Source organism: Tenacibaculum gallaicum, assembly GCF_003387615.1.
GTDB classification, from domain to species: Bacteria; Bacteroidota; Bacteroidia; order Flavobacteriales; family Flavobacteriaceae; genus Polaribacter; species Polaribacter gallaicus.
Genome location: NZ_QUNS01000005.1, coordinates 86,130 through 108,768 on the forward strand (window position 1 = coordinate 86,130; position 22,639 = coordinate 108,768).

A 22,639-nucleotide genomic window follows, 5' to 3' on the forward strand; every position below is an offset into this window, starting at 1 on the left:
TTTTTTACTTTACTTTTGAAATTTGTGCCATTAACTCTGCTTCACACACTAACTTTCCGTTAGCATAGGCGTAAGATTGCATATGACAAATACCTCTACGGATTGGCGCAATTAATTCTGCTTTAAAAATTAATGTGTCTCCTGGTAATACTTTTTGTTTAAATTTAACATTGTCCATTTTCATGAAATATGTTAAGTAATTTTCAGGATCTGGAACTGTATTTAAGACTAAAACTCCTCCACATTGTGCCATTGCCTCTACTTGAAGAACTCCGGGCATTACTGGTGCTCCAGGAAAATGTCCTACAAAAAAATTCTCGTTCATAGTAACATTCTTCATTCCAACCACATGTTGATCAGACAGCTCTATAATTCTATCAATTAACAAAAACGGTGGTCTGTGAGGTAAAATATCCATTATTTTATGAATATCCATTAATGGCGGCTGATTCAAATCATAAGAAGGAACATTATTTCTCTTTTCCTTTTTTATAATTTTAGCTAGCTTCTTCGCAAATGTAGTATTTACTGAGTGTCCTGGCTTGTTTGCTATTACTTTTCCTTTTATTCGAGTACCCGTTAAAGCTAAATCTCCAATCACATCTAACAATTTATGACGTGCAGCTTCATTAGCCCAATGTAGTGTTAAGTTATCTAATACTCCATTAGGTTTTACAGTAATATTATCTTTTTTAAAGGCTTTTTTAAGCTTTTCCATTGTACTCTCAGACAATTCCTTATCTACGTAAACGATGGCATTGTTTAAATCTCCTCCTTTAATTAAATCATTTTCCAACAACATTTCAATTTCATGTAAAAAACTAAATGTTCTTGCCGCTGATATTTCTTCTTTAAAATCAGTAATTGTATTTAATGTAGCATTTTGAGTTCCTAAAATTTTAGTTCCAAAGTCTACCATAGTAGTTACTTGGTACTCATCTGCTGGCATCAAAATAATTTCACTTCCTGTTACTTCGTCTTTGTATGAGATAATTTCTTTTACCACATACTCTTCTATTTCAGCTTCTTGTTCAATAATTTCAGCTTTTTCTAAAGCTTCAATAAAAAACTTAGAAGACCCATCCATAATAGGAGGTTCAGAAGCGTTAATTTCTATCAATAAATTATCAATATCTAAACCAACTGCTGCTGCTAAAACGTGTTCAGAAGTTTGTATTTGAACTCCGTTCTTTTCAAGGTTTGTTCCTCTTTGCGTATTCGTTACATAATCCGCCTTTGCTTCTATTATTGGTTCTCCTTCTAAATCAACTCGCTTAAAAGCAAATCCATGATTTTCTGGTGCTGGTTTAAAAACCATGTTAACCTCATTACCTGTGTGTAATCCAACACCTGATAATGTAACTTCTTTTTGTATTGTTTTTTGTTTCTTACTCATTTTTTACTTTTTGAGCCTTCAACTCTTTTTCTATTTTATGTACTGTAGATGCTAATTTTGGTAAATTCTTAAAGTGTACGTAAGACTTACTATAGTCTGAATAGCCAAAAGCTGGAGACCCTTGTACAACTTCTTCATCTTTTAAATTTTTCCCTATTCCTGATTGAGCTTGGATTTTTACGTTGTTTCCAATAGTTATATGGCCAACAATACCTACTTGCCCCCCAATCATACAGTTCTCCCCTATTTTGGTAGATCCTGCAATTCCTGTTTGAGAAGCTATCACGGTATTTTTACCTATTTCAACATTATGAGCTATTTGAATTTGGTTATCTAACTTTACTCCTTTACGAATTATTGTTGATCCTAGAGTAGCTCTGTCGATAGTTGAATTAGACCCCACATCAACATTATCTTCTATAATAACATTTCCGATTTGTGGTATTGCCTTATACTCTCCATTTTCATCTGGCACAAACCCAAAACCATCTGCCCCTATTACTGTTCCTGAATGAATCTTACAGTTCTTTCCTATCACAGTTTCTGAGTATATCTTTACTCCTGCAAAAACAACTGTATTATCTCCAACTGTTACATTATCTCCAATATAAGAATTAGGGTATATTTTTACATTGTTCCCTAATACCACATTCTCTCCAATATAGGCATAAGCTCCAATATACTCATTATCGCCTATAGTTACTGAATTAGCTATGAAGTGAGGTTTTTCTCTTCCTACTTTATTGTTCTTTACCTCGTTATAAAAATCTAAAAGTTTTGAAAATGATTTATAAGCATCTTCAACTTTTATTAAAGTTGTTTCTATTTCCTTTTCAGGAACAAAACTCTTATTTACAATAGCTACTGATGCTTGGGTTGTATATATATATGAGTTATACTTAGGATTAGATAAAAAGGTTAATGAACCTGTTGTCCCTTCTTCTATCTTAGAAAGTGTAGATACTTCAGCTTCCGGATTCCCTTCAATCTCTCCTTCTAAAATATCGGCTATTTGTTTTGCTGTAAATTTCATTATCTGCAAAAGTAATTATTTTTGTTCAAATACTTCTTGATTAGAGTTTGTTTCTAAGTATTCATCTACTTTATTTTCTTTGGGTAACACAGGTAATATTTCACTACAGGCTTTGTTAATGCTTTAAGGTTTAACTGGTCAGATGCTTTTGCTATATCTTTTAACTTGCCTTTTTTTGTGTAAATTTTTATAGGCTTCTTTGTATTGTATGCTTGATGTTTTATTTTATTTGAAAAAACAAAATACTCAAGTTCTTTTTCGCTTAACTCTACAAGCTTTCTAAGCTTTCCACGCCTTTTCTCAATATACTCCTCAGTAAATGGTTTCTCTTGAATTTCAATCTTTAACAAACTTCTGTCTATAATTTTTGTTGCTAATGTAGATAATACAAAATCCTCATGATTTTTCCATTCTTTTATCGCAGATAAAACATCATAATCATCTAACTCAGAAAATATCTGTAATGTTTTACTTGAAAAATTTTCTTTATTTATTGGATTGTATAAAAAATACTTTAAAGCTCTACTAGAAGGAAGCTCTCCCCCTTTCGTAGCCAACTCTTTTGCTCTTTTTAATATACTAACTAAAAGGTTTTCTGCCACCAAACCTGTTTTATGTAAATACACTTGCCAATACATTAAGCGTCGTGCTATAACAAATTTTTCTACCGAATAAATTCCTTTTTGTTCAATAACCAATTCATTATCTATTACATTCATCATTGCTATTAAACGGTCTGATGATATGTTTCCTTCAGCAACGCCTGTAAAAAAGCTGTCTCTTTTTAAGTAATCTAATCGATCAATATCTAATTGACTTGATATTAATTGATATAAAAATTTACGTGGATGTTTCCCTTCAAATACTTGAATGGCCAAACTCAACTTTCCTTCAAATTCATCATTCAAAGCTTTCATAAATTTTAATGAAATTTCTTCATGAGTAATTTCATTTACAATACTATGTTCTAATGCATGTGAATATGCTCCATGACCTATATCGTGTAATAAAATAGCTATATACAAAGCATTTGCTTCCTCTTCTGAAATTTCAACATTTTTCATTCGTAACACATGTACTGCTTTTTGCATTAAATGCATACAACCTATTGCGTGATGAAAACGTGTATGGTTAGCTCCAGGATATACTAAATTTGATAATCCCATCTGTGTTACTCTACGTAACCTTTGAAAATATGGGTGCTCGATAATATCAAAAATTAGTGAGTTTGGTATAGAGATAAACCCATAAATAGGGTCATTAATTATCTTTAATTTGTTAGTTTTTGATTTCTTCAAAATGTATAAATCCTTGAATTTTAAACAAAAAAATCATAATTTATCTACAAAACCAAATTAACCAGCGTTTAATTAACGTATTTTTAGCTTTTAAAAACACAACAAAACTACTTTCAGTCGTTATTTAAGTAGAAAACAAGTTGAAAATTATGATGAGAAACATACACATTCTATGGGTAGATGATGAAATAGACCTATTGAAACCACATATATTATTTTTAGAGAAAAAAGAGTATAAAGTTACTACATGCACCAATGGTACTGATGCCATTGATTTGGTCAGTGAAAATAATTTTGATATTGTTTTTTTAGACGAAAACATGCCTGGTATTACCGGTTTAGAAACGCTTTCTGAAATCAAACAAAAAAACGCAAACCTCCCTGTGGTTATGATTACCAAAAGCGAGGAAGAATATTTGATGGAAGAAGCTATTGGCTCTAAAATTGCAGATTACCTAATTAAACCCGTAAACCCTAATCAGATATTGTTGAGTTTAAAAAAGAATTTAGACCACTCTCGTTTAGTTTCAGAGAAAACCACATCCAGCTACCAACAAGAATTTAGAAAAATTTCTATGGATTTAGCTATGGTTAATTCTTATGAAGAGTGGGCTGAACTTTACAAAAAACTTGTTCACTGGGAACTTGAGTTAGAAAATATTAATGATACTGGAATGTTAGAGATTTTGGAATCTCAAAAATCTGAAGCTAACTCGCAGTTTTTTAAGTTTATTAAAAAAAACTACCAACGTTGGCTAACAGGAGACAATAAACCTACTTTTTCACATACTTTATTTAAAGATTATGTGGTCCCGAACTTATCAAAAGACCAAAGTGTTTTATGGGTCATAATTGATAATCTTCGTTATGATCAATACAGAGTCTTAGAGCCTTTTATTAATAATTATTTTAAAAAGGAAGACGAATATTCTTACTACAGCATTTTACCTACAGCAACTCAATACGCACGTAATGCTATATTTTCTGGATTAATGCCTTCAGAAATGGAAAAAAGACACCCAAACTATTGGAGAAATGATACAGAGGAAGGAGGTAAAAACTTATTTGAGGCTGATTTTTTAGATGAGCAAATAAAACGCTTGGGACTAAATATTACACACGAATATTACAAAATCGTTTCTCTAAAAAGTGGTAAAGAATTAGCAGATAACTACAACGGAACTAAACAAAACGATTTAACAGCTGTTGTATATAATTTTGTAGATATGTTATCGCATGCTAAAACAGAAATGGAAGTTATAAAAGAATTGGCTGGCGATGATAAAGCTTATCGTTCTTTAACTGTAAGCTGGTTTAAAAACTCTCCGCTTTACGACATTATTCAAAAAGCGCAAAAATTAGGACAAAAGCTTATAATTACAACAGACCATGGTACTATAAACTGTAAGCACCCTACAAAGGTTATTGGTGACAAGAACATCAGCTCAAATTTACGTTATAAAACGGGTAGAAGCCTAAGTTATGAAGATAGAGACGTGTATGCAGTTAAAAATCCAAGAGACATTTTTTTACCAACGATAGCTATTAATAGTCCTTTTATTTTCACTAAAGAAGATTTGTTTTTTGCGTACCCAAACAATTATAATCATTTTGTTAAGTATTATAAAAACACGTATCAACATGGAGGAATTTCATTAGAAGAAGTTATCATTCCTTGTGCTGTTTATAATCCAAAATAGTTTTTAACTTATTTTAAAAATTGTCTTGAAATGAAAATTAAGTTTATACTGTTTTTCGCTTTTTTTACTTATTTTTATTCCTTACAAGCTCAAGAAAATAAACTTTCTTTTGCTGCTTTAGAACTAACAAAAAATAAAGTTACTTATGACCCAAGTTACTTTTCTATACCTTATCCCAAAGGAGATGTTCCTAAAGGCAAAGGAGTTTGTACTGATGTTATTATTCGTGCTTACCGTAAATTAGGGATAGACTTACAGCAAGAAGTTCACGAAGATATGAAAGCTAACTTTTCTTTATACCCTAAAATATGGGGACTTAAAAGAACGGATACTAACATAGATCATAGAAGGGTACCTAATTTAATGACTTTTTTTAAGAGAAAAGGAACAGTTAAAAAAATCACTTTAAACCCCAATAATTATTTACCTGGAGATATTGTTTGTTGGAGCTTGGAAGGAGGTTTAACTCATATTGGCATAGTTTCTTCTAAAAAATCACCAACCAATAATAAACGATATTTAATTGTTCATAATATTGGACTAGGTCAAGTTTTAGAAGATTGTCTATTCAATTTTAAAATTATTGGTCATTATAGGTATATGACCAATATAGGTATAATGACCAAATAAACTATAGTAATTAATCATCTTCTTTCCTATTTTTGCTATTTATGAACAGAAATTATTCTCTAAACGAATTAACAGCAATAGCTGAAGAGATTATTGCTACTACCCAACATAAAATATTGCTTTTTTATGGAGAAATGGGAGTTGGTAAAACAACCCTAATTAAAGAAATATGCAACGTTTTGGGGATAGAAGACATTGCCCACTCTCCTACCTTTTCATTGGTTAATGAATACAAAACTATCTCAAACAAAACAGTATATCATTTTGATTTTTATCGTATTGAAAACGAAGAAGAAGCGTATGATATGGGAATTGAAGATTATTTATACAGTAATAATTGGTGTTTAGTTGAGTGGCCTGAAAATGTTAAAAATTTACTACCTTTAGATACTGTTTCAATATCAATTAGCTTGCTAGAAAATGGGCTACGAAACATTCAATTAAAAACTAACTAAATTTAGATGGGTTCTATTTCACCTTTTACCAAAGAGCAGTTAATGCCACAAACCGAAATGCTTGAAATTAAAAAGCAAAAAGGAGATTTATTTATAGGGTTGCCAAAAGAAACTCATTTTGAAGAAAAACGAATTAGTTTATCTCCCGATGCTGTAGCTGCTTTAGTAGCCCATGGACATAGAATTGTAATTGAAACTGGTGCTGGTGAAGGAGCTAATTATAGCGATAAAGAATATTCTGACGCTGGTGCAAAAATATCATACGACGTAAAAGAAGCTTTTACTTGTAATATTGTACTAAAAGTAGAACCACCATCTTTAGAGGAAATTCAGATGTTAAATCCCCAAACAGTTTTAATTTCTGCCTTACAATTAAAAACACAAGATAAAAAGTATTTTGAAGCGCTCGCTAAAAAACGGGTAACTGCAATTGCTTTTGATTATATCAAAGATGAACATGGCGTATTTCCTATTGTAAAGTCGTTAAGTGAAATTGCTGGAATTGCCTCTATGCATATAGCTGCAGAACTTATGACAGCTTCTAACGGAGGTAATGGTTTATTACTAGGAAATATTGGGGGCGTTCCTCCTACTGATGTTGTTATTCTGGGAGCAGGAACTGTTGGAGAGTTTGCTGCTAAAGCAGCAGTAGGCTTAGGTGCACGTGTAAAAGTATTTGATAATTCAATAACAAAGCTTCGTAACTTACAATCGTGTGTACAAGCCCCTATTTATACGTCAACTATTCAACCTAAAACATTGCATAAAGCTTTAATGCGTTGCGATGTTGCCATTGGAGCTCTTAGAGGAAAAGATCGTTCTCCTGTAGTTGTTACTGAAGAAATGATTGAACAAATGAAAGATGGAGCTGTTATTGTTGATGTAAGTATAGATAGAGGTGGTTGCTTTGAAACTTCACAAGTTACTACGCATAGTAAACCTACTTTTGCTAACCATGGAGTAATTCATTATTGTGTTCCTAACATTCCTTCTAGATACTCTAGAACAGCATCTGTATCTATTAGTAATATCTTTACACCTTATTTATTAGAAATTGCAGAAGAAGGAGGTTTTGAAAATGCAGCTCGGTTTGATAAAAGTTTACGTAACGGAATGTATTTCTACCACGGAATTTTAACCAATAAAACTGTAGCAGACTGGTTTGACCTTCCTTACAGAGATATTAATTTATTGATTTTGTAATTTGATTTTACTTACTTTTGCATTTCAATTTTAAAATATGCATTTGTTAAAACGTTTTGGGTATTATTTAATAGGAATTGCCTTAGGGAGTTTAGTGGTACTTTTTATTTGGAAAGGTAAAGATGTTTCTTTTGATTATGGAATGGATGCTCGTACTTTAAAAACCATTAGAATAAAAAAACGTTTGTTTTCTGACAGTGCTCAACAAACATTAGCTACTTCAAAAATTGATACAGCTACTATTTCTACTATTTTAAACCATGGAGATGTTGCTTTTGGAAAAAGCAAGCCTCGTTTAAAACCATGTGCTGAGTACTTTATTACTGGAAAAGACAGCTTAAGTCACATTAACTTATATATTATACGTTGTGACTCAACTGCTACAATTAATAAAATTACGATTAACTAACAGTTTTTATACTTATCATACAAACCTACTCTATTTAATATCATCGGAATTATTTTTTCGAGTCGTTTTACCTTGGTAGCTTTCCTTTTTGCTTCAGAAATATAATCAGTAAATTCTCTTTGTTTACTTAAAGTAAACTCACTAAAAGTATCTTTTAACTTGTCACTTTTATCTAATGCTAACTGTAACTCCTCAGGAATAATTAAAGGTTTTGTGTTCTTTTTAGGTTTTAACTCTTTTCCTTCTTCAGAATTTTTAATAGCTTCTAATACATATTGCTTAACCAAATCTATATTAATTTTATCTAATTCATTAAACCTCCATTGACGCATTGCTTGGGTTTTTCCTTCTTGAGCATTTACCAATACCTTTTCTTTATCAGTTAAAAAACTTCCCTGAAAAAACCACAAACCACAATAGTTTTTAAAGGCTGATAAGCCTACTATATTTTTCCCTTTATACACATAAACAGGAGATCCCCATTTAATAGTTTCTTCAAGAGGGAGTTCTAGAAAAACAGAACGCAAGAGGTTTAACTCTTGCGCCCAATTACTTTTATCTTGTATATATTGTGTTACTTTAATATTCATTATACTATTTGTTCCTCTAAAGATATCATCCAATTTATACCGTATTTATCTCGTAACATTCCAAACTTACCGCCCCAAAAAGCTTCCTCAAAAGGCATCATTACGAAAGCTTCACCAGTAGAAAGTCCATCAAAAATAGCAACCGCTTCATCTTCATCTTCTGTATTTATATTTACTGCAAAATTATTTCCTTTAGTAAATTCCTCTTTTTCATTAAAAAAATCAGATGCCTTAAGAGAAAAATTACCTGCTTCTACAGTACAATGCATTGTTAATTCCATTGCTTCTTTTGGAATATTTTTACAAACCTCTTCTGGAGCGTCTTTAAGCTGCATTAATACCGTCATTTCACCTCCTAATACATCTGCATAAAAAGTCATTGCTTCTTTACAGTTCCCATTAAAATGTAAATAAGTACTTGCTTGCATATCTTTTTTGAGTTTTTTAGTTAGCTATATCACTTGTAAATTTAATACGCATTAATCGCAATTCATCATCATCGTAATCACCATCAAACTCATCTAAAGCTTCTTGAATCTTATCTGTCTCAGCTTCCATAAAATAATCATGAATCTCTTCTTGTTGATCTTCATCTAACAAATCATCAACAGCATAATCAATATTTAATTTAGTTCCTGAAAAAACAATAGCTTCCATTTCTTTTATTAACTCAGACATTTCCAAACCTTTTGATTTAGCAATATCATCTAAAGGTAATTTTCTATCTGTATTCTGAATGATATAAAGTTTTAATCCAGAATTAACTCCTGTGCTCTTAACTATTAAATCATCCGGACGCATAATTTCGTTGTCTTCTACATATTTTGTAATAAGTGCAACGAAATCTTTACCATATTTCTTAGCTTTACCTTCTCCAACACCATGAACTTTTCCTAATTCATCTAATGTTACCGGGTATTTAAGTGCCATATCATCTAGAGAGGGGTCTTGAAAAACTGCAAATGGCGGAACTCCTAAACGTTTTCCTACTTTTTTTCTTAAGTCTTTCAACATAACTACTAACTTATCATCTACTCCTCCTGCTGATTTTTCGATAGTTAGAATTGTACCATCATCTGCAGTTTTATATACATGATTTTCAGTCATCATAAAGGAAATTGGGTTACTAATAAACTCCTTACCTTCTTTAGTTAGTTTTAAAACACCATATTGTTCTATCTCTTTCTTTATTAAGTCAGCTACTAATACTTGACGAATCAAAGCCATCCAATAATGATTATCTTTTGCTTTACCTATTCCAAAAAAAGGCTGAGCAGTTGTTTTGTGAGACTTTAACAATGCATTTTCTCTACCAATTATGGTGTTTACAATTTCTTTTGGTTTATACATTTCGCTAGTATCTCTTATAACAGAGAGTAAGGTTACAACTTCATCTTTAGCTTCATTCTTTTTCTTAGGATTTCGCATATTGTCATCCATTTCGGCACCATCACCATTAACATCATCAAACTCCTCTCCAAAGTAATGCAGTAAATATTTACGCCTGTTCATTGAAGTTTCTGCATACCCAACTACTTCTTGTAAGAGTGCATGCCCTACTTCTTGCTCCGCTACAGGCTTGTTTGCCATAAACTTTTCAAGCTTTTCAATATCTTTATACGAGTAGAATGTTAAACAATAACCTTCTCCTCCATCACGACCAGCCCTACCTGTTTCTTGATAATAACTCTCTAAACTTTTAGGAATATCATGATGTATTACAAAACGAACATCTGGTTTGTCAATACCCATACCAAAAGCAATTGTAGCTACTACAACATCGCAATCTTCCATTAAAAACATGTCTTGATGCCTTACACGTGTTTTAGCATCTAAACCTGCATGATAAGGAACTGCATTGATTCCATTTACTTGTAAAACTTGTGCTATTTCTTCTACTTTTTTGCGACTCAAACAGTATATAATTCCAGATTTTCCTATTCGCTGTTTTATAAAGCGAATAATATCTTTTTCTACATCTTTTGTTTTTGGTCTAACTTCGTAGAATAAGTTTGCTCTGTTAAAAGATGCTTTAAACACGTTAGCATCTGTCATTCCAAGAGTTTTAAGAATATCCTCTTGTACTTTTTCCGTTGCAGTTGCAGTTAAACCAATAATTGGTACATTATCAATTTGTTTAATAATGTTTCTTAGATTCCTGTACTCAGGTCTAAAATCGTGTCCCCATTCAGAAATACAATGTGCTTCATCAATTGCTACAAACGATATTTTTTGCCTTCTTAAAAATTCAGCATATTCTTCTTTAATCAAAGATTCAGGAGCTACATACAATAATTTTGTAACCCCCGCTTCAATATCTGATTTTACTTGGGCAATCTCCGACTTGTTTAAAGAAGAATTTAATACATGGGCAATCCCATGATTTTCTGAAATTCCTCTAATGGCATCTACTTGGTTTTTCATTAAGGCAATTAATGGTGACACCACAATTGCTGTACCTTCCTTCATTAAGGCAGGTAATTGATAACATAGCGACTTACCACCACCAGTAGGCATTATAACAAATGTGTTTTTATTTTCTAAAACACTGTTAACTACATCTTCTTGTAGCCCTTTAAACTGGTTAAATCCGAAGATTTTTTTTAATGATCCATATAAATCCGTCTGCTCTTTATTCATCTTCTAATATCAAAAATTAAAAACGAGAACTAATTTACAAAAATTCCCAACAATATATAACGTAAACTTTCTTTTTATTAAAAAAGATTTTCTTCTCAAATATTCCTATTTTTACACTTTAAAAATATACTTAAAACTTTTTTAACTTGAAAGACGCAAACGCTATTCTCTCAACAGCAAAAGAAACTATCCTTTTAGAAAGTAATGCTATTGCTAATTTAGCAAATTTATTAAATAGCTCGTTTACGGACGCAGTTAATTTTATATTTAATTCAAAAGGTCGTGTTATTGTGACTGGTATTGGAAAAAGTGCCAACATTGCTACTAAAATAGTAGCTACGTTTAACTCAACGGGTACACCAGCCGTTTTTATGCATGCTGCCGATGCTATACATGGTGATTTAGGAAATGTACAGGATGATGATGTGGTGATTTGTATTTCTAAGAGTGGTAATACTCCTGAAATAAAAGTGTTAGTCCCTTTAATTAAGAATTCTAAGAATAAAATTATCGCTATAACAGGAAACCCTGATTCTTTCTTAGGAAAAAACGCCGATTTTTTACTAAACTCTTATGTAAGTAAAGAAGCTTGCCCTAATAACTTAGCTCCTACAACTAGTACAACGGCTCAGTTAGTTTTAGGAGATGCTTTAGCTGTTTGTTTATTAGATTTAAGAGGTTTTTCTAGTAGTGATTTTGCTAAATATCATCCAGGTGGAGCTTTAGGAAAACGTTTGTATTTAAGAGTTTCTGACCTTATTAAAAATAACGAATTACCAAAAGTAAAAAGTACCGATAAAATTACTCAGGTAATTGTTGAAATTTCTGAAAAACGTTTAGGAGTTACCGCAGTTATTGATAATAATGACAGAATCACAGGAATTATTACCGATGGTGATATTCGTAGAATGTTAAGTAGAACAACTAAAATAGACGAGCTTACCGCTACTGATATTATGAGTACTACACCAAAAACAATTGATGTAGATGCCATGGCTGTTGAAGCTTTAGATGCTTTAGAAAATAACAATATCACTCAAATTTTAGTTACTGACATAGATAACAATTATGTGGGTGTAGTACACTTACATGATTTAATTAAAGAAGGAATATTTTAAGATGGTAGAAAAAGAAATGTCTTTTTTAGATCATCTTGAAGAGTTAAGGTGGCATTTGGTGAGAAGTTTTGTTGCAATTTTTATTGTTGCAATTGTAATTTTTGTAAACATTAATTTTGTTTTTAATGAGATACTTTTGGCTCATCTAAAACCTGATTTTGCAACTTATCAATTCTTTTGTAAAGTATTTTCTTCTATCGGAATTGATAGTAGTTTTTGTGCAATTAAATTTAAACAAACACTACAAGCTTTAAACCCTACTCAACAATTAATGACTGGGATTTGGTCTTCTTTAATTTTAGGTTTTGTAGTAGCCTTTCCTTATATTTTATGGGAGTTTTGGCGTTTTATAGCCCCGGGACTACACGAAAGTGAGCGAAAAAAATCAAAAGGATTTATTTTCACTTCCTCTTTCTTATTCTTTTTAGGAATTTTATTTAGCTATTACGTTATTTTACCTATGTCTGTATATTTCTTTTACAATTTTGAAATATCAGACGCTATACAAAACAACTTTAAGTTGGAGGCTTACATTAGTCTTATAACAAATACATTACTAGGTGTTGCTATATTTTTTGAGCTTCCTGTTGTAATTTTCTTCCTAACAAAAATAGGGTTAATTACCCCAGAGTTTTTAAGAAAGTATCGCAAACACGCATTAGTGGTGGTATTGGTATTATCTGCAATTATTACCCCACCAGATGTGGCTAGTCAGGTTATAGTATCAGTACCTATCATGATTTTATATGAAATGAGTATTTATATTTCAAAATTTGTCTTAAAACAACAACAAAAAAATGTCACAAAAAGTCCAAGAGTTTAACGACTACCGTGCTAGAATGAATGAAAAAATTTTAGCATCAGATAATAAAGTAATCAAACGTATTTTTAACTTAGATACCAATGCTTTTACAGAAGGGCATTTACCTGTTAAAACTAAAGAATTACTAGGTTTAGTAGCATCTGCAGTGCTACGTTGCGATGATTGCATTGCTTATCATTTAAAAACAGCTTACGAAAACGGTGTAACCAAAGAAGAAATGATGGAAACCATGAGTATTGCTACATTGGTTGGCGGAACTATTTTAATCCCACATTTACGAAGAGCTGTAGAGTTTTGGGAAGCTTTAGAAAAAAACGCCTAATTTATACCTATATTGATTTAAGAAGTTTTTAAGAAACAGTTTTATTACTTTTATACTTTAAACAATTCCATTTTCAACAATAATAAATGAAGTTAAGAGCAGACAACATACAAAAGATATACGGTAGTAGGAAAGTAGTAAAGGGAATATCTCTGGAAGTTGAACAAGGTGAAATTATTGGGTTATTGGGTCCTAATGGAGCTGGTAAAACAACTTCTTTCTATATGATTGTAGGTATGATTAAACCTAACGATGGTCATATTTTTTTAGATAATGAAGAAATTACTACCGATGCTATGTATAAACGTTCTCAAAAAGGAATTGGTTATTTAGCCCAAGAAGCTTCAGTTTTCAGAAAACTTTCTGTAGAAGACAACATTATGTCGGTTCTTGAATTTACTGATAGAACTAAAACTGAAAGAAAACAGCGTTTAGAGGAGTTAATCGATGAGTTTAGTTTAGGACACGTACGTAAAAACCGTGGTGATTTATTATCAGGTGGTGAACGTCGTAGAACAGAAATAGCACGGTGTTTAGCTTCTGATCCTAAATTCATTTTATTAGATGAGCCTTTTGCTGGTGTAGACCCAATTGCTGTAGAAGATATTCAAGGAATTGTAGCACAATTGAAGAATAAAAATATTGGTATTTTAATTACCGATCATGATGTACAAGCAACCCTAGCGATTACAGATAGAACTTACTTAATGTATAATGGAGGAATTTTAAAAGAAGGAACTCCTGAAGAACTTGCTGAAGATGAAACTGTTCGTAGAGTGTACCTTGGAAAGGATTTTGAGCTTAAAAAGAAAAAATTTGATAATCAAGCTGTAACACAAAACCATTTCATTATCGAAAATGCTAAAGAAGATGATCTTTTCTCTTCTTTCTCTGAAGTTTATCATAACCATAACTTAAAAGAAGGGTTTAAACTATACAGAAAAAAAGGAAATATTAACTCATTTCTTGTAGTACCTGCAGATAATATGAGTTTTGTTGATTTCTGCAATTTATGTATTGATATTAAAAATATAAACGTAAAAGGCAACATCAAAGTATCTGATCATAGTTACAAAAAAATAGCAAATTATAATGATTGGTGTAATTTTGAAATAGACTCTGATAAAGTCGTATTAACCAATAGAAACAACGAAAACTGGGATGTGTATAAAAATGGAGAGTTTTCAAAAAACAAGCTTATGGATAAAACCTTTGTTGAAGATAAAATATCTTTAGACAATTACCATTTTATAAGTAACATTTTTGAACCTCAAAAAAATACCTAAAAAATAACTTTCAAAATCAAAACAAAAAAGATGTTGATAATCAACGTCTTTTTTGTTTGTTTTTTGTCAAATAAATCTAGACTCCTCTTTCAAACTCTATTTTGATGACAGTTTTTTATCTGAATTACTCACAATAGACAACACCACATAAGAAAGAATAATCATTGGGATTGCTACTATTTTTAAGGTGACGATTAATATTATTGATAAAACCAAAAACACATACTTAATCACATTATTTTTAAAATAAAAATTTTTAAACTTCAAGGAAAATAACGGTATTTCAGCATTCATTAAATATGTAAATAATACTGTAATTAGTATTAAAAAGTATTGATTTTCGATTAAACCTATTAAAAACGACTCTTGATCAAACTGAGCAATCAAAGGTAGAGAGATAACAAACAAACTCATTGCTGGTGTAGGTACTCCTATAAAACTATCCGACTGTCGTTCATCAATATTAAATTTCGCTAAGCGATATCCTGCTCCTAATGTTAACAACAACCCTAAATAAGGCAAATTACTTCCTGTTACTCCATATTCATCAACTCCAAAGTATCCAACAGCATCAATATCTAAAGCATTTACTAGCATTTGCATCATTACAATCCCTGGTACTACCCCACTCGTTACCATATCCGCTAGACTATCTAACTGTTTTCCTAGTTCACCTTGTACTTTTAACATACGCGCAGCAAATCCATCAAAAAAATCAAAAAGAATCCCTAACATAACTAAAACAGCTGTTGCAAAAAAATCGCCTTTTATTGCAAAAACAGTAGCAATGGTACCACATAATAAGTTTCCTAAAGTCAGTAAATTGGGGATGTATTTTTTGATATTCATAGTATTCTTAATTTATAGCGAAAATAAGAAATCATTTAATCAGTTTTACATTTAAGTCTTTTTTTATCATATTTGTTAAAAACCGCTAGTACGAAAAACATGCCTATAATTACCAAAACATTTTCTCCCAGTTTACCTTTTAGAAATGCACATTTTAATACTGTATATCGTCCTTTGTTTATGAAAGACACAATTAATTACCAACGAAAAAGAATTACTACTTGGGATGCTGATTTTATCGATTTAGACTTTTCTTTCATCGGTTCTAAAACTTTAATTTTACTAATCCATGGATTAGAAGGTAGTTCAGAGTCAAATTATATGATTACGACATCTAACCATTTAAATAATATAGGTTTTGATACGGTTTGTATGAATTTAAGAGGATGTAGCGGAGAAGATAATTTACTTTTAGAAACTTATCATAGTGGAAAAACAGACGATGTTGATTTTGTCATTAAGTACATAAAAAGTAGTTATAATTATGAAAACATTATAATCATTGGCTTTAGTTTAGGAGGAAACTTAACTTTAAAATACTTAGGAGAATATAGCGACATACCTTCAGAAGTAAAAGGAGGTGTCGCTGTTTCTGTTCCTGTAGATTTAACTTCTTCTCAAGCAGAACTAAACAAACTAAAAAACAAAATTTACTTAAGTGAGTTTTTGCGAACTATGAAATTAAAACTATTGCAAAAAGCAGAAGAGTTTCCAGAATTTAAACTCAACAAAGAATTACTATTTAAAGCAAGCAAGTTTAGACATTTGGAAAAACAATATACAGTCCCTGTTTTTGGCTTTAAGAGTTCGGAAGATTATTGGCAAAAAGCAAGCGCTAAACCTTTTATTCCGGAAATAAAAGTCCCTACATTACTTATAAATGCCTTGAATGATAGTTTTTTATCACAAGAGTGTTACCCTATAAAAGAAGCAAAAGAAATGAAGAACTTCTATTTACTAACTCCTAATTATGGTGGTCATGTTGGGTTTATGTCTTCTTTTTCTAGCACTGAGAACAGATGGCTTGAACAACAAATAGCTCAATTTATTCGAGAGACTATCGGAATAACACACTAAAACAATAACATTAAAAAGCTTTAGTTATGTTAATTGTATTTATGATATTTGTAAAACACCAATACATATCTTGTTAGAATTTATGACGATAAAAAAATATATTTTTTTTCTTTTAGTTTTACTTACTATAAACACTGGTTTTTCTCAAAAAGCAAACTCATTAGGGTTATCTAAGTTCTCTCAAATAAGTATTATCACTTCAGGTCCTGGAGAAGAATTATACGAAAAATTTGGCCATACTGCTATTCGGGTAAAAGACCCCGTTTTACAATTAGATTTACTTTACAATTATGGTATTTTTGATTTTGACGATCCAAACTTTTATGTAAACTTTACGAAAGGTTTTATGAAATATAAATTGGCTCGTTACCCTTTTTATTTATCATTAAAAAGTGCACAACAAGACCAGCGTTGGGTTAAAGAGCAAATTTTAAATTTAACGCAACAACAAAGAAATGAGTTTTTTCAGTTTTTAGAAACAAATGTGTTGCCTGAAAATGCAAGTTATTTTTACGATCCTTATTTTGATAATTGCGCTACCAGACCCCGTGATATTATTCAGAAAATTACAGGTGATAAATTAGTTTTTAAAGATGATTTTGTCAAAGAAAATTTATCATTAAGACAATTGATGAATAAAGAAATCAATCCAAATACTTGGGGTAGTTTAGGAATTAATATTGCACTTGGTAGTAAGTTAGATAAAATCGCTACACCTTCAGAATATTTATACCTTCCTGATTATGTTTTTGAAGCCTTAAAAACTTCTAGGATAATTAAAAATGAAAAAGAAGAAGATTTAGTACTAAAGACAAATATATTACTCGATTTCAATGAAAAAGAATCCAAAAGTGATTCTATTAGTCCGTTTTTAGTAATTTTACTATTTTCTTTACTAGGAATATTTATTACTTATAAAGACATTAAAAGCTCTAAGAGAACCAAATGGTTAGACTTTATGTTGTTTTTTACAACAGGTATTTTAGGGCTACTAATTGTTTTTCTATGGTTCTTTACCAATCATTCAACAGCTCCTAACAACTTTAACTTTTTATGGGCCTTTGCTCCTAACCTACTTATTTCTTTCATTTTATTAAAGAAAAATTCACCAAAGTGGGTTAATATATATATTAAGTTTCTATTAGCCTTTTTAGTAGTCATTCCTATTATTTGGCTTACTAAAGTACAGCTACACACATACCCTATAATTCCTTTATTTATATTATTGGGAGTTCGCTATTGGTATTTACAGAAAACTTTGAATCGCTAGTTCATATCCCTGTAAACCAAAGCCAAAAATAACTCCTTTAGCGTTCGGAGCTATATAACTAACATGACGAAACTCCTCACGTGCATGTATATTTGAAATATGTACTTCAACCACAGGAGTTTCTATACCTTTTACAGCATCACCAATACCAACAGAAGTATGGGTGTAAGCTGCTGCATTTAGAATGATACCATCATAATCAAAACCAACCTCATGCAATTTATCTATAATTTCTCCTTCAATGTTCGACTGAAAATATTCTAAAATCACATTTTTGTAATTATTCTTTAGTTCCTTAAAAAAATCTTCAAAAGAATTTGATCCGTAAATTTCAGGTTCTCTTTTTCCTAACAAGTTTAAATTAGGCCCGTTGATTATAATTATTTTTTTCATCCTTCATATTTATAAGGTAAAAATACTCTTTTTAACTTTTAAACATAAAAAAAGGAAGCAAATTTGCTTCCTTTTTCTTCTTATTGTAAAATTTCTTACTATAAAGAGAAAGAATAAGTTCCTCCAATTCCAATTGTAGCTGGAGTTATATTAGCATAATCAGTATCTAATACAACACCTGTATAATCTACATGTAAGTTAATTTTTTCAGTTAATTGGTAACCAACGATTGGTCTGAAGTAAAAACCACTTTCAGTGTTTCCTGAAGGTCTTACACCAATACCATAACCTAAGTCAGCTCCTACTGAAAATTTATCAGCAAAACTATAACGACCTGCTACAGCTACAGGAATAAAAGCTAAGTCAGCTCCTTCTCCTTGAAAATGTAAATAAGATACAGATGGTCCTACTTTAAAACCTTCAGCAACATTAAATAAATAATTAGCTTCAATTGCTCCAGTTACATTAGCTTCATCAGCATCTCCAACAGGTAAACCAATAGTACCACCAACGTTTAATTCTGTTTCTTGTGCGTTAACAGCTAAACCGAAAGCCATCATAGCAACTACTAAAAATTTTTTCATAATTTTTGTTTTATAAGTTTTGTTTTGAGCCGGCAAAGATACATTTAATTAAGAATCTAGTTGCTCTTTTTTTTAAAAAAAAGTCTTACAAATCTATTTTAAAACTTAAAACACTAAAAACAAAACACTTATATTTAAAATAAAAAAAAAGGAAGCAAATTTGCTTCCTTTTTTTTTATTTTACTTTTTTGTTTATTATTAGAAATACAAAGCAAAACCTATAAGCCCTTGAAAAACACCATCTTGATTATCTAAACCTACATTATATCTAACAGCTGGTTTCAAGCTTACATTTTCTCCTAAAAACCATGCATAACCTGCTTGTAAACCTAACCATCTTAAGTCACTATTAGTATCTCCTGTGAAATCTACACTTACCGGAAATTGACTATCTATATAATATTCAGCACCTATTTTATATACAAATGCATCACCAAAACCGTTGTCTTGATAACCTAGTCCTGCTTTCACAGCTAAATCATCAGCTACAAAATAACCTCCATCTAAACCTAAACTCCATTGCGTATTTCCATTCGAAGTAGCCAAAGAAAAAGAAGTGTTTCCTGTAGTTGCTGAACCTGTGTTCGCTTCAATAACCCACTTTCCTTTTGCTGTTTGTCCGTTAGCTTCTTGTGCATTCGCTGTAAAACCTACAGCTACCATAGCAATTACTACTAATAATTTTTTCATAATTTTTAATTTTATAATTTTAAGTTTGAGCTGCAAAAATAATTTTATTTTTACATTTATCAATAATGTTTTTAACAAAAAACAGTTTTCAACATAATGAACTGGAACCAAGCAATATCCGATTATATTAATTTTTTAAAAATAGAAAGAGGACTTTCAAAAAATTCTATTGATAGCTATCAAAGGGATATAAAAAAACTTATTTTATTTCTAGATACATTAGACCCAGTACCCTCTCCAATTCATATAAATTCTGAAATACTACAAAATTTCATTTATGAAACAAGTAAAGTAATCAATGCTCGTACTCAAGCACGATTGATTTCTGGATTACGTAGTTTTTTTGGCTATTTAATTTTTGAAGATTATCGACAAGATAATCCAACCGATTTAATTGAAAGCCCAAATATTATAAGGAAACTCCCTGACACTTTAGAAAAAGAAGATATAGATGAATTAATTGCCGCTATCGATTTAAGTCATCCACAAGGAGAACGTAATAAAACTATCATCGAAACCATTTATAGCTGTGGTCTTCGTGTAAGTGAGTTAATCAACCTACAACTATCTGATTTATTTTTTGAAGAAGGTTATATACAAATACTGGGTAAAGGAAATAAATACCGTTTCGTACCTATACACATCACAACAATTCACAGACTTACTTTTTATATAAATGAAATTAGACCTCAAATAACACCTAAAAAGGAGGATGAAGATACTGTTTTCTTAAACAGAAGAGGAAAACGATTAACACGGCAAATGATATTTATTATTTTAAAAGAATTGGCTCAGAAAATAAATCTAAAAAAAAGTATTGGTCCACATACATTAAGACACTCCTTTGCTACATATTTACTAAAAAATGGAGCAGATTTACGTGTTATTCAACAATTATTAGGACATGAAAGTATTACTACAACAGAAATATACGTGCATTTAGATAATAGCTATCTTAAAGAAGTTGTTGAACTACACCATCCTAGAAGTAATTTGAACTTAACAGAAGAAGAATAAACGAAACTTTTGGGTACAAAAAAAGGCAAGCTACCTACATCACACCGCTACAACCTAATACCCTTGCTGCGTTCCCGCCCTGGGGGATTCAAAGGGAGCTGGTTGTGTAGGACTTGCCTATGCAAATTTACAACCATTTTTTCGTAAAAAACAATAAAATTTGCATAAAAATTTTGTAACATTTCTAAGTTTTTGAATACTAATAATTTGTTGTCTATATTTTTTGCTTTTAGCAGTAAAAAATAAACATAACAGTAAAAAGAATATATTTGTATCACTAACTAAATTCACACAATGGAAAATCAAGCAAACAGTAAAAACATTATTTTAAATTACGGATTATACTTAGGTCTTATTGGCGTTTTTATTCATTTAGCATTTTATGCCACAGGAACATTAATAAAATTTGGATGGTTAAGTGGTATAATTGGTTTTATTGCAATGATTATACTTATTATACTAGGTATTAAAAAGTTTAAAACTGATAATAATGGCTTTCTAACTTTTGGTCAAGCTTTAAAAGTAGGTGTAGGTATAGCAGTAATTAGTGCTGTAATTTCAACTATTTACACATTAATCTTCACTAATATAATAGAGCCTGATTTTCAAGCACAAATGATGGAAGTACAAAAACAAGCTTGGATTGATGCTGGTATGACGGACGAACAAATAGAAGCTTCAGAAACAATGGCTAAAAAGTTTAACAGTCCAGTGATAACAGCTCCTTTAGCTTTAGTAGTTTCTGCTTTTTTCGGATTTATTATTTCTGCAATTGGAGGTGCCATTATGAAAAAAACAGAAGAAGAACAATATTAAGAATAGTTTAAAGAGGTAAAAGTTTTACATAAACTCAATACTTCGTAACTTTACCTTTTTTTAAACACTGAACAAAATATATGGATATATCGGTAGTAATACCACTTCTTAATGAAGAGGAATCTTTACCAGAATTATATGATTGGATTGCAAAAGTTATGCAATCCAATCAGTTTTTATATGAACTTATCTTTATTGATGATGGAAGCACTGATAATTCTTGGAAAATAATAGAAGGGCTATCACAAAAACATCAAGAAGTAAAAGGATTGCAATTCCAAAAAAACTATGGTAAATCTCAAGCATTAGATGCTGGCTTCGGTTTGGCTCAAGGACGAGTAGTTATTACCATGGATGCGGATTTACAAGATAGCCCTGACGAAATCCCTGAACTTTATAAATTAATTACTGAAGAGAACTTCGATTTAATATCTGGATGGAAAAGGAAACGATACGATAATGTTGTAACCAAAAATATTCCCTCAAAATTGTTCAATTGGGCTGCTCGCAAAACATCTGGATTAAAACTACACGACTTTAACTGTGGTTTAAAAGCCTACAAAAACGAGGTTGTTAAAACAGTAAAAGTAAGCGGTGAAATGCATCGATACATTCCTGTGTTAGCTAAAAATGAAGGTTTTAATCGTATTGATGAAAAAGTAGTGCAACATCAAGCTCGTAAATACGGAGTTACTAAATTTGGTATGGATCGTTTTGTAAACGGTTTTTTAGACTTAATCACCATTTCATTTCTTTCAAAATTTGGAAGAAGACCAATGCACTTTTTTGGTTTATGGGGAACATTAATGTTTATTTTTGGTTTTTTCTCAGCTTTCTTCATAGGAGCTATGAAAATATACCAACTTTCTACAGGAATAAAAGCCATATTAGTAACAAGCAACCCATGGTTTTACATTGCCTTAACCTCAATGATTTTAGGTACTTTACTTTTTTTAGCTGGTTTTTTAGGTGAGTTAATCATCAAAAGTAATCCACAACAAAAACATTATACAATCAAAGAAAAACTGAATTTTTAAACC

Annotated in this window: 23 protein-coding genes, 1 other RNA gene and 1 pseudogene; 14 read left to right on the forward strand and 11 right to left on the reverse strand. The window is 30.9% G+C overall.

Annotated features, from left to right (window positions below; translation table 11 throughout):
• Positions 1–4: 4 nt before the first annotated feature.
• The 3 genes from C7448_RS10615 to C7448_RS10625 form a co-directional block, all read right to left on the reverse strand.
• The gene (locus tag C7448_RS10615) at positions 5–1,396 is read right to left on the reverse strand and encodes a bifunctional UDP-3-O-[3-hydroxymyristoyl] N-acetylglucosamine deacetylase/3-hydroxyacyl-ACP dehydratase (protein ID WP_115901357.1); all 1,392 of its coding nucleotides are present in this window, start codon (positions 1,394–1,396) and stop codon (positions 5–7) included.
• The gene (gene lpxD, locus C7448_RS10620; RefSeq protein ID WP_115901358.1) at positions 1,389–2,429 is read right to left on the reverse strand and encodes a UDP-3-O-(3-hydroxymyristoyl)glucosamine N-acyltransferase; all 1,041 of its coding nucleotides are present in this window, start codon (positions 2,427–2,429) and stop codon (positions 1,389–1,391) included. The genes C7448_RS10615 and lpxD overlap by 8 nt, the downstream gene beginning before the upstream one ends.
• A 65-nt stretch (positions 2,430–2,494) precedes the next feature.
• On the reverse strand, positions 2,495–3,727 hold the full coding sequence (locus tag C7448_RS10625) for an HD domain-containing protein (RefSeq protein WP_115901359.1): 1,233 nt from the start codon (positions 3,725–3,727) through the stop codon (positions 2,495–2,497).
• A gap of 152 nt (positions 3,728–3,879) precedes the next feature.
• On the opposite strand from C7448_RS10625, the gene porX reads away from it, so the two are divergent.
• Genes porX through C7448_RS10650 form a run of 5 tightly spaced genes read left to right on the forward strand, consistent with a single transcriptional unit; the run spans position 3,880 to position 8,124 of the window.
• Complete coding sequence (gene porX, locus C7448_RS10630; RefSeq protein WP_115901360.1) at positions 3,880–5,427, forward strand: T9SS response regulator signal transducer PorX; 1,548 nt, start codon at positions 3,880–3,882, stop codon at positions 5,425–5,427.
• A gap of 30 nt (positions 5,428–5,457) precedes the next feature.
• Positions 5,458–6,057, forward strand: coding sequence for a DUF1287 domain-containing protein (locus C7448_RS10635; protein WP_115901361.1), 600 nt, complete (start codon positions 5,458–5,460; stop codon positions 6,055–6,057).
• Between the two features lie 41 nt (positions 6,058–6,098).
• Positions 6,099–6,512 carry a tRNA (adenosine(37)-N6)-threonylcarbamoyltransferase complex ATPase subunit type 1 TsaE gene (gene tsaE / locus C7448_RS10640; RefSeq protein ID WP_115901362.1) on the forward strand — a complete coding sequence of 138 codons (414 nt, stop codon included), beginning with the start codon at positions 6,099–6,101 and terminating at the stop codon, positions 6,510–6,512.
• A gap of 6 nt (positions 6,513–6,518) precedes the next feature.
• Positions 6,519–7,715, forward strand: coding sequence for an alanine dehydrogenase (locus tag C7448_RS10645; protein ID WP_115901363.1), 1,197 nt, complete (start codon positions 6,519–6,521; stop codon positions 7,713–7,715).
• A 37-nt stretch (positions 7,716–7,752) separates the two neighbouring features.
• On the forward strand, positions 7,753–8,124 hold the full coding sequence (locus tag C7448_RS10650; RefSeq protein ID WP_115901364.1) for a DUF4258 domain-containing protein: 372 nt from the start codon (positions 7,753–7,755) through the stop codon (positions 8,122–8,124).
• On the opposite strand, the gene C7448_RS10655 is transcribed toward C7448_RS10650, so the two are convergent.
• The 3 genes from C7448_RS10655 to C7448_RS10665 are packed head-to-tail and all read right to left on the reverse strand — an operon-like array spanning position 8,121 to position 11,354.
• Complete coding sequence (locus C7448_RS10655) at positions 8,121–8,714, reverse strand: YdeI/OmpD-associated family protein (RefSeq protein WP_115901365.1); 594 nt, start codon at positions 8,712–8,714, stop codon at positions 8,121–8,123. The genes C7448_RS10650 and C7448_RS10655 overlap by 4 nt on opposite strands.
• The gene (locus tag C7448_RS10660) at positions 8,714–9,142 is read right to left on the reverse strand and encodes a VOC family protein (RefSeq protein ID WP_115901366.1); all 429 of its coding nucleotides are present in this window, start codon (positions 9,140–9,142) and stop codon (positions 8,714–8,716) included. Before C7448_RS10660 ends, C7448_RS10655 begins: the two co-directional genes overlap by 1 nt.
• Before the next feature lie 16 nt (positions 9,143–9,158).
• On the reverse strand, positions 9,159–11,354 hold the full coding sequence (locus tag C7448_RS10665) for a RecQ family ATP-dependent DNA helicase (protein WP_115901367.1): 2,196 nt from the start codon (positions 11,352–11,354) through the stop codon (positions 9,159–9,161).
• Between the two features lie 146 nt (positions 11,355–11,500).
• Between C7448_RS10665 and C7448_RS10670 the strand changes: the two genes are divergently transcribed.
• The 4 genes and pseudogenes from C7448_RS10670 to lptB all read left to right on the forward strand — a co-directional run.
• On the forward strand, positions 11,501–12,472 hold the full coding sequence (locus tag C7448_RS10670) for a KpsF/GutQ family sugar-phosphate isomerase (protein WP_115901368.1): 972 nt from the start codon (positions 11,501–11,503) through the stop codon (positions 12,470–12,472).
• 1 nt (position 12,473) lies between these two features.
• Positions 12,474–13,295 (forward strand): twin-arginine translocase subunit TatC, encoded by an 822-nt coding sequence (gene tatC / locus C7448_RS10675; RefSeq protein ID WP_115901369.1) that lies wholly within the window; start codon positions 12,474–12,476, stop codon positions 13,293–13,295.
• Positions 13,270–13,617, forward strand: a complete 348-nt coding sequence (locus tag C7448_RS10680) for a carboxymuconolactone decarboxylase family protein (protein ID WP_115901370.1) — start codon at positions 13,270–13,272, stop codon at positions 13,615–13,617. Before tatC ends, C7448_RS10680 begins: the two co-directional genes overlap by 26 nt.
• 86 nt (positions 13,618–13,703) lie before the next feature.
• Positions 13,704–14,438, forward strand: a pseudogene (lptB, locus tag C7448_RS10685) (LPS export ABC transporter ATP-binding protein); the annotation flags it as partial.
• Between the two features lie 561 nt (positions 14,439–14,999).
• Here lptB and C7448_RS10690 read toward each other — a convergent pair.
• Entirely contained in the window at positions 15,000–15,752 is a 753-nt protein-coding gene (locus C7448_RS10690) for a CDP-alcohol phosphatidyltransferase family protein (protein ID WP_211321911.1), read from the reverse strand.
• A 99-nt stretch (positions 15,753–15,851) separates the two neighbouring features.
• Between C7448_RS10690 and C7448_RS10695 the strand changes: the two genes are divergently transcribed.
• Both C7448_RS10695 and C7448_RS10700 read left to right on the forward strand, forming a co-directional pair.
• A complete protein-coding gene (locus C7448_RS10695) occupies positions 15,852–16,829 on the forward strand; it encodes a YheT family hydrolase (RefSeq protein WP_115901371.1) in 978 nt (325 codons plus the stop codon).
• 82 nt (positions 16,830–16,911) lie between these two features.
• Entirely contained in the window at positions 16,912–18,099 is a 1,188-nt protein-coding gene (locus C7448_RS10700) for a lipoprotein N-acyltransferase Lnb domain-containing protein (protein WP_115901372.1), read from the forward strand.
• Here the strand turns inward: C7448_RS10700 and aroQ are convergent.
• The 3 genes from aroQ to C7448_RS10715 form a co-directional block, all read right to left on the reverse strand.
• Positions 18,076–18,492 carry a type II 3-dehydroquinate dehydratase gene (gene aroQ / locus C7448_RS10705; protein ID WP_115901373.1) on the reverse strand — a complete coding sequence of 139 codons (417 nt, stop codon included), beginning with the start codon at positions 18,490–18,492 and terminating at the stop codon, positions 18,076–18,078. The genes C7448_RS10700 and aroQ overlap by 24 nt on opposite strands.
• Positions 18,493–18,590: 98 nt before the next feature.
• A complete protein-coding gene (locus tag C7448_RS10710) occupies positions 18,591–19,076 on the reverse strand; it encodes an outer membrane beta-barrel protein (protein WP_115901374.1) in 486 nt (161 codons plus the stop codon).
• Positions 19,077–19,274: 198 nt separating this feature from the next.
• Positions 19,275–19,766: a hypothetical protein gene (locus C7448_RS10715; protein WP_115901375.1), complete on the reverse strand. Its 492-nt coding sequence runs from the start codon at positions 19,764–19,766 to the stop codon at positions 19,275–19,277.
• A 96-nt stretch (positions 19,767–19,862) separates the two neighbouring features.
• On the opposite strand from C7448_RS10715, the gene C7448_RS10720 reads away from it, so the two are divergent.
• A complete protein-coding gene (locus tag C7448_RS10720; RefSeq protein ID WP_115901376.1) occupies positions 19,863–20,783 on the forward strand; it encodes a tyrosine recombinase in 921 nt (306 codons plus the stop codon).
• A 20-nt stretch (positions 20,784–20,803) separates the two neighbouring features.
• Here the strand turns inward: C7448_RS10720 and ffs are convergent.
• Positions 20,804–20,902, reverse strand: an RNA gene (gene ffs, locus C7448_RS10725) — signal recognition particle sRNA small type.
• Between the two features lie 175 nt (positions 20,903–21,077).
• Here ffs and C7448_RS10730 point away from each other — a divergent pair.
• Entirely contained in the window at positions 21,078–21,599 is a 522-nt protein-coding gene (locus tag C7448_RS10730; protein WP_115901377.1) for a DUF4199 domain-containing protein, read from the forward strand.
• 80 nt (positions 21,600–21,679) lie between these two features.
• Positions 21,680–22,636, forward strand: coding sequence for a glycosyltransferase family 2 protein (locus C7448_RS10735; RefSeq protein WP_115901378.1), 957 nt, complete (start codon positions 21,680–21,682; stop codon positions 22,634–22,636).
• The last annotated feature ends 3 nt before the right edge of the window (positions 22,637–22,639 follow it).

What these genes read in the sequence shown, in the direction of transcription:
- C7448_RS10615 (WP_115901357.1), bottom strand. Translation starts at nt 1,396, where the DNA reads ATGAGTAAGAAACAAAAAACAATACAAAAAGAAGTTACATTATCAGGT.
- lpxD (WP_115901358.1), bottom strand. Translation starts at nt 2,429, where the DNA reads ATGAAATTTACAGCAAAACAAATAGCCGATATTTTAGAAGGAGAGATT.
- porX (WP_115901360.1), top strand. Translation starts at nt 3,880, where the DNA reads ATGAGAAACATACACATTCTATGGGTAGATGATGAAATAGACCTATTG.
- C7448_RS10635 (WP_115901361.1), top strand. Translation starts at nt 5,458, where the DNA reads ATGAAAATTAAGTTTATACTGTTTTTCGCTTTTTTTACTTATTTTTAT.
- tsaE (WP_115901362.1), top strand. Translation starts at nt 6,099, where the DNA reads ATGAACAGAAATTATTCTCTAAACGAATTAACAGCAATAGCTGAAGAG.
- C7448_RS10645 (WP_115901363.1), top strand. Translation starts at nt 6,519, where the DNA reads ATGGGTTCTATTTCACCTTTTACCAAAGAGCAGTTAATGCCACAAACC.
- C7448_RS10650 (WP_115901364.1), top strand. Translation starts at nt 7,753, where the DNA reads ATGCATTTGTTAAAACGTTTTGGGTATTATTTAATAGGAATTGCCTTA.
- C7448_RS10655 (WP_115901365.1), bottom strand. Translation starts at nt 8,714, where the DNA reads ATGAATATTAAAGTAACACAATATATACAAGATAAAAGTAATTGGGCG.
- C7448_RS10660 (WP_115901366.1), bottom strand. Translation starts at nt 9,142, where the DNA reads ATGCAAGCAAGTACTTATTTACATTTTAATGGGAACTGTAAAGAAGCA.
- C7448_RS10665 (WP_115901367.1), bottom strand. Translation starts at nt 11,354, where the DNA reads ATGAATAAAGAGCAGACGGATTTATATGGATCATTAAAAAAAATCTTC.
- tatC (WP_115901369.1), top strand. Translation starts at nt 12,474, where the DNA reads ATGGTAGAAAAAGAAATGTCTTTTTTAGATCATCTTGAAGAGTTAAGG.
- C7448_RS10680 (WP_115901370.1), top strand. Translation starts at nt 13,270, where the DNA reads ATGTCACAAAAAGTCCAAGAGTTTAACGACTACCGTGCTAGAATGAAT.
- C7448_RS10690 (WP_211321911.1), bottom strand. Translation starts at nt 15,752, where the DNA reads ATGAATATCAAAAAATACATCCCCAATTTACTGACTTTAGGAAACTTA.
- C7448_RS10695 (WP_115901371.1), top strand. Translation starts at nt 15,852, where the DNA reads ATGCCTATAATTACCAAAACATTTTCTCCCAGTTTACCTTTTAGAAAT.
- C7448_RS10700 (WP_115901372.1), top strand. Translation starts at nt 16,912, where the DNA reads ATGACGATAAAAAAATATATTTTTTTTCTTTTAGTTTTACTTACTATA.
- aroQ (WP_115901373.1), bottom strand. Translation starts at nt 18,492, where the DNA reads ATGAAAAAAATAATTATAATCAACGGGCCTAATTTAAACTTGTTAGGA.
- C7448_RS10710 (WP_115901374.1), bottom strand. Translation starts at nt 19,076, where the DNA reads ATGAAAAAATTTTTAGTAGTTGCTATGATGGCTTTCGGTTTAGCTGTT.
- C7448_RS10715 (WP_115901375.1), bottom strand. Translation starts at nt 19,766, where the DNA reads ATGAAAAAATTATTAGTAGTAATTGCTATGGTAGCTGTAGGTTTTACA.
- C7448_RS10720 (WP_115901376.1), top strand. Translation starts at nt 19,863, where the DNA reads ATGAACTGGAACCAAGCAATATCCGATTATATTAATTTTTTAAAAATA.
- C7448_RS10730 (WP_115901377.1), top strand. Translation starts at nt 21,078, where the DNA reads ATGGAAAATCAAGCAAACAGTAAAAACATTATTTTAAATTACGGATTA.
- C7448_RS10735 (WP_115901378.1), top strand. Translation starts at nt 21,680, where the DNA reads ATGGATATATCGGTAGTAATACCACTTCTTAATGAAGAGGAATCTTTA.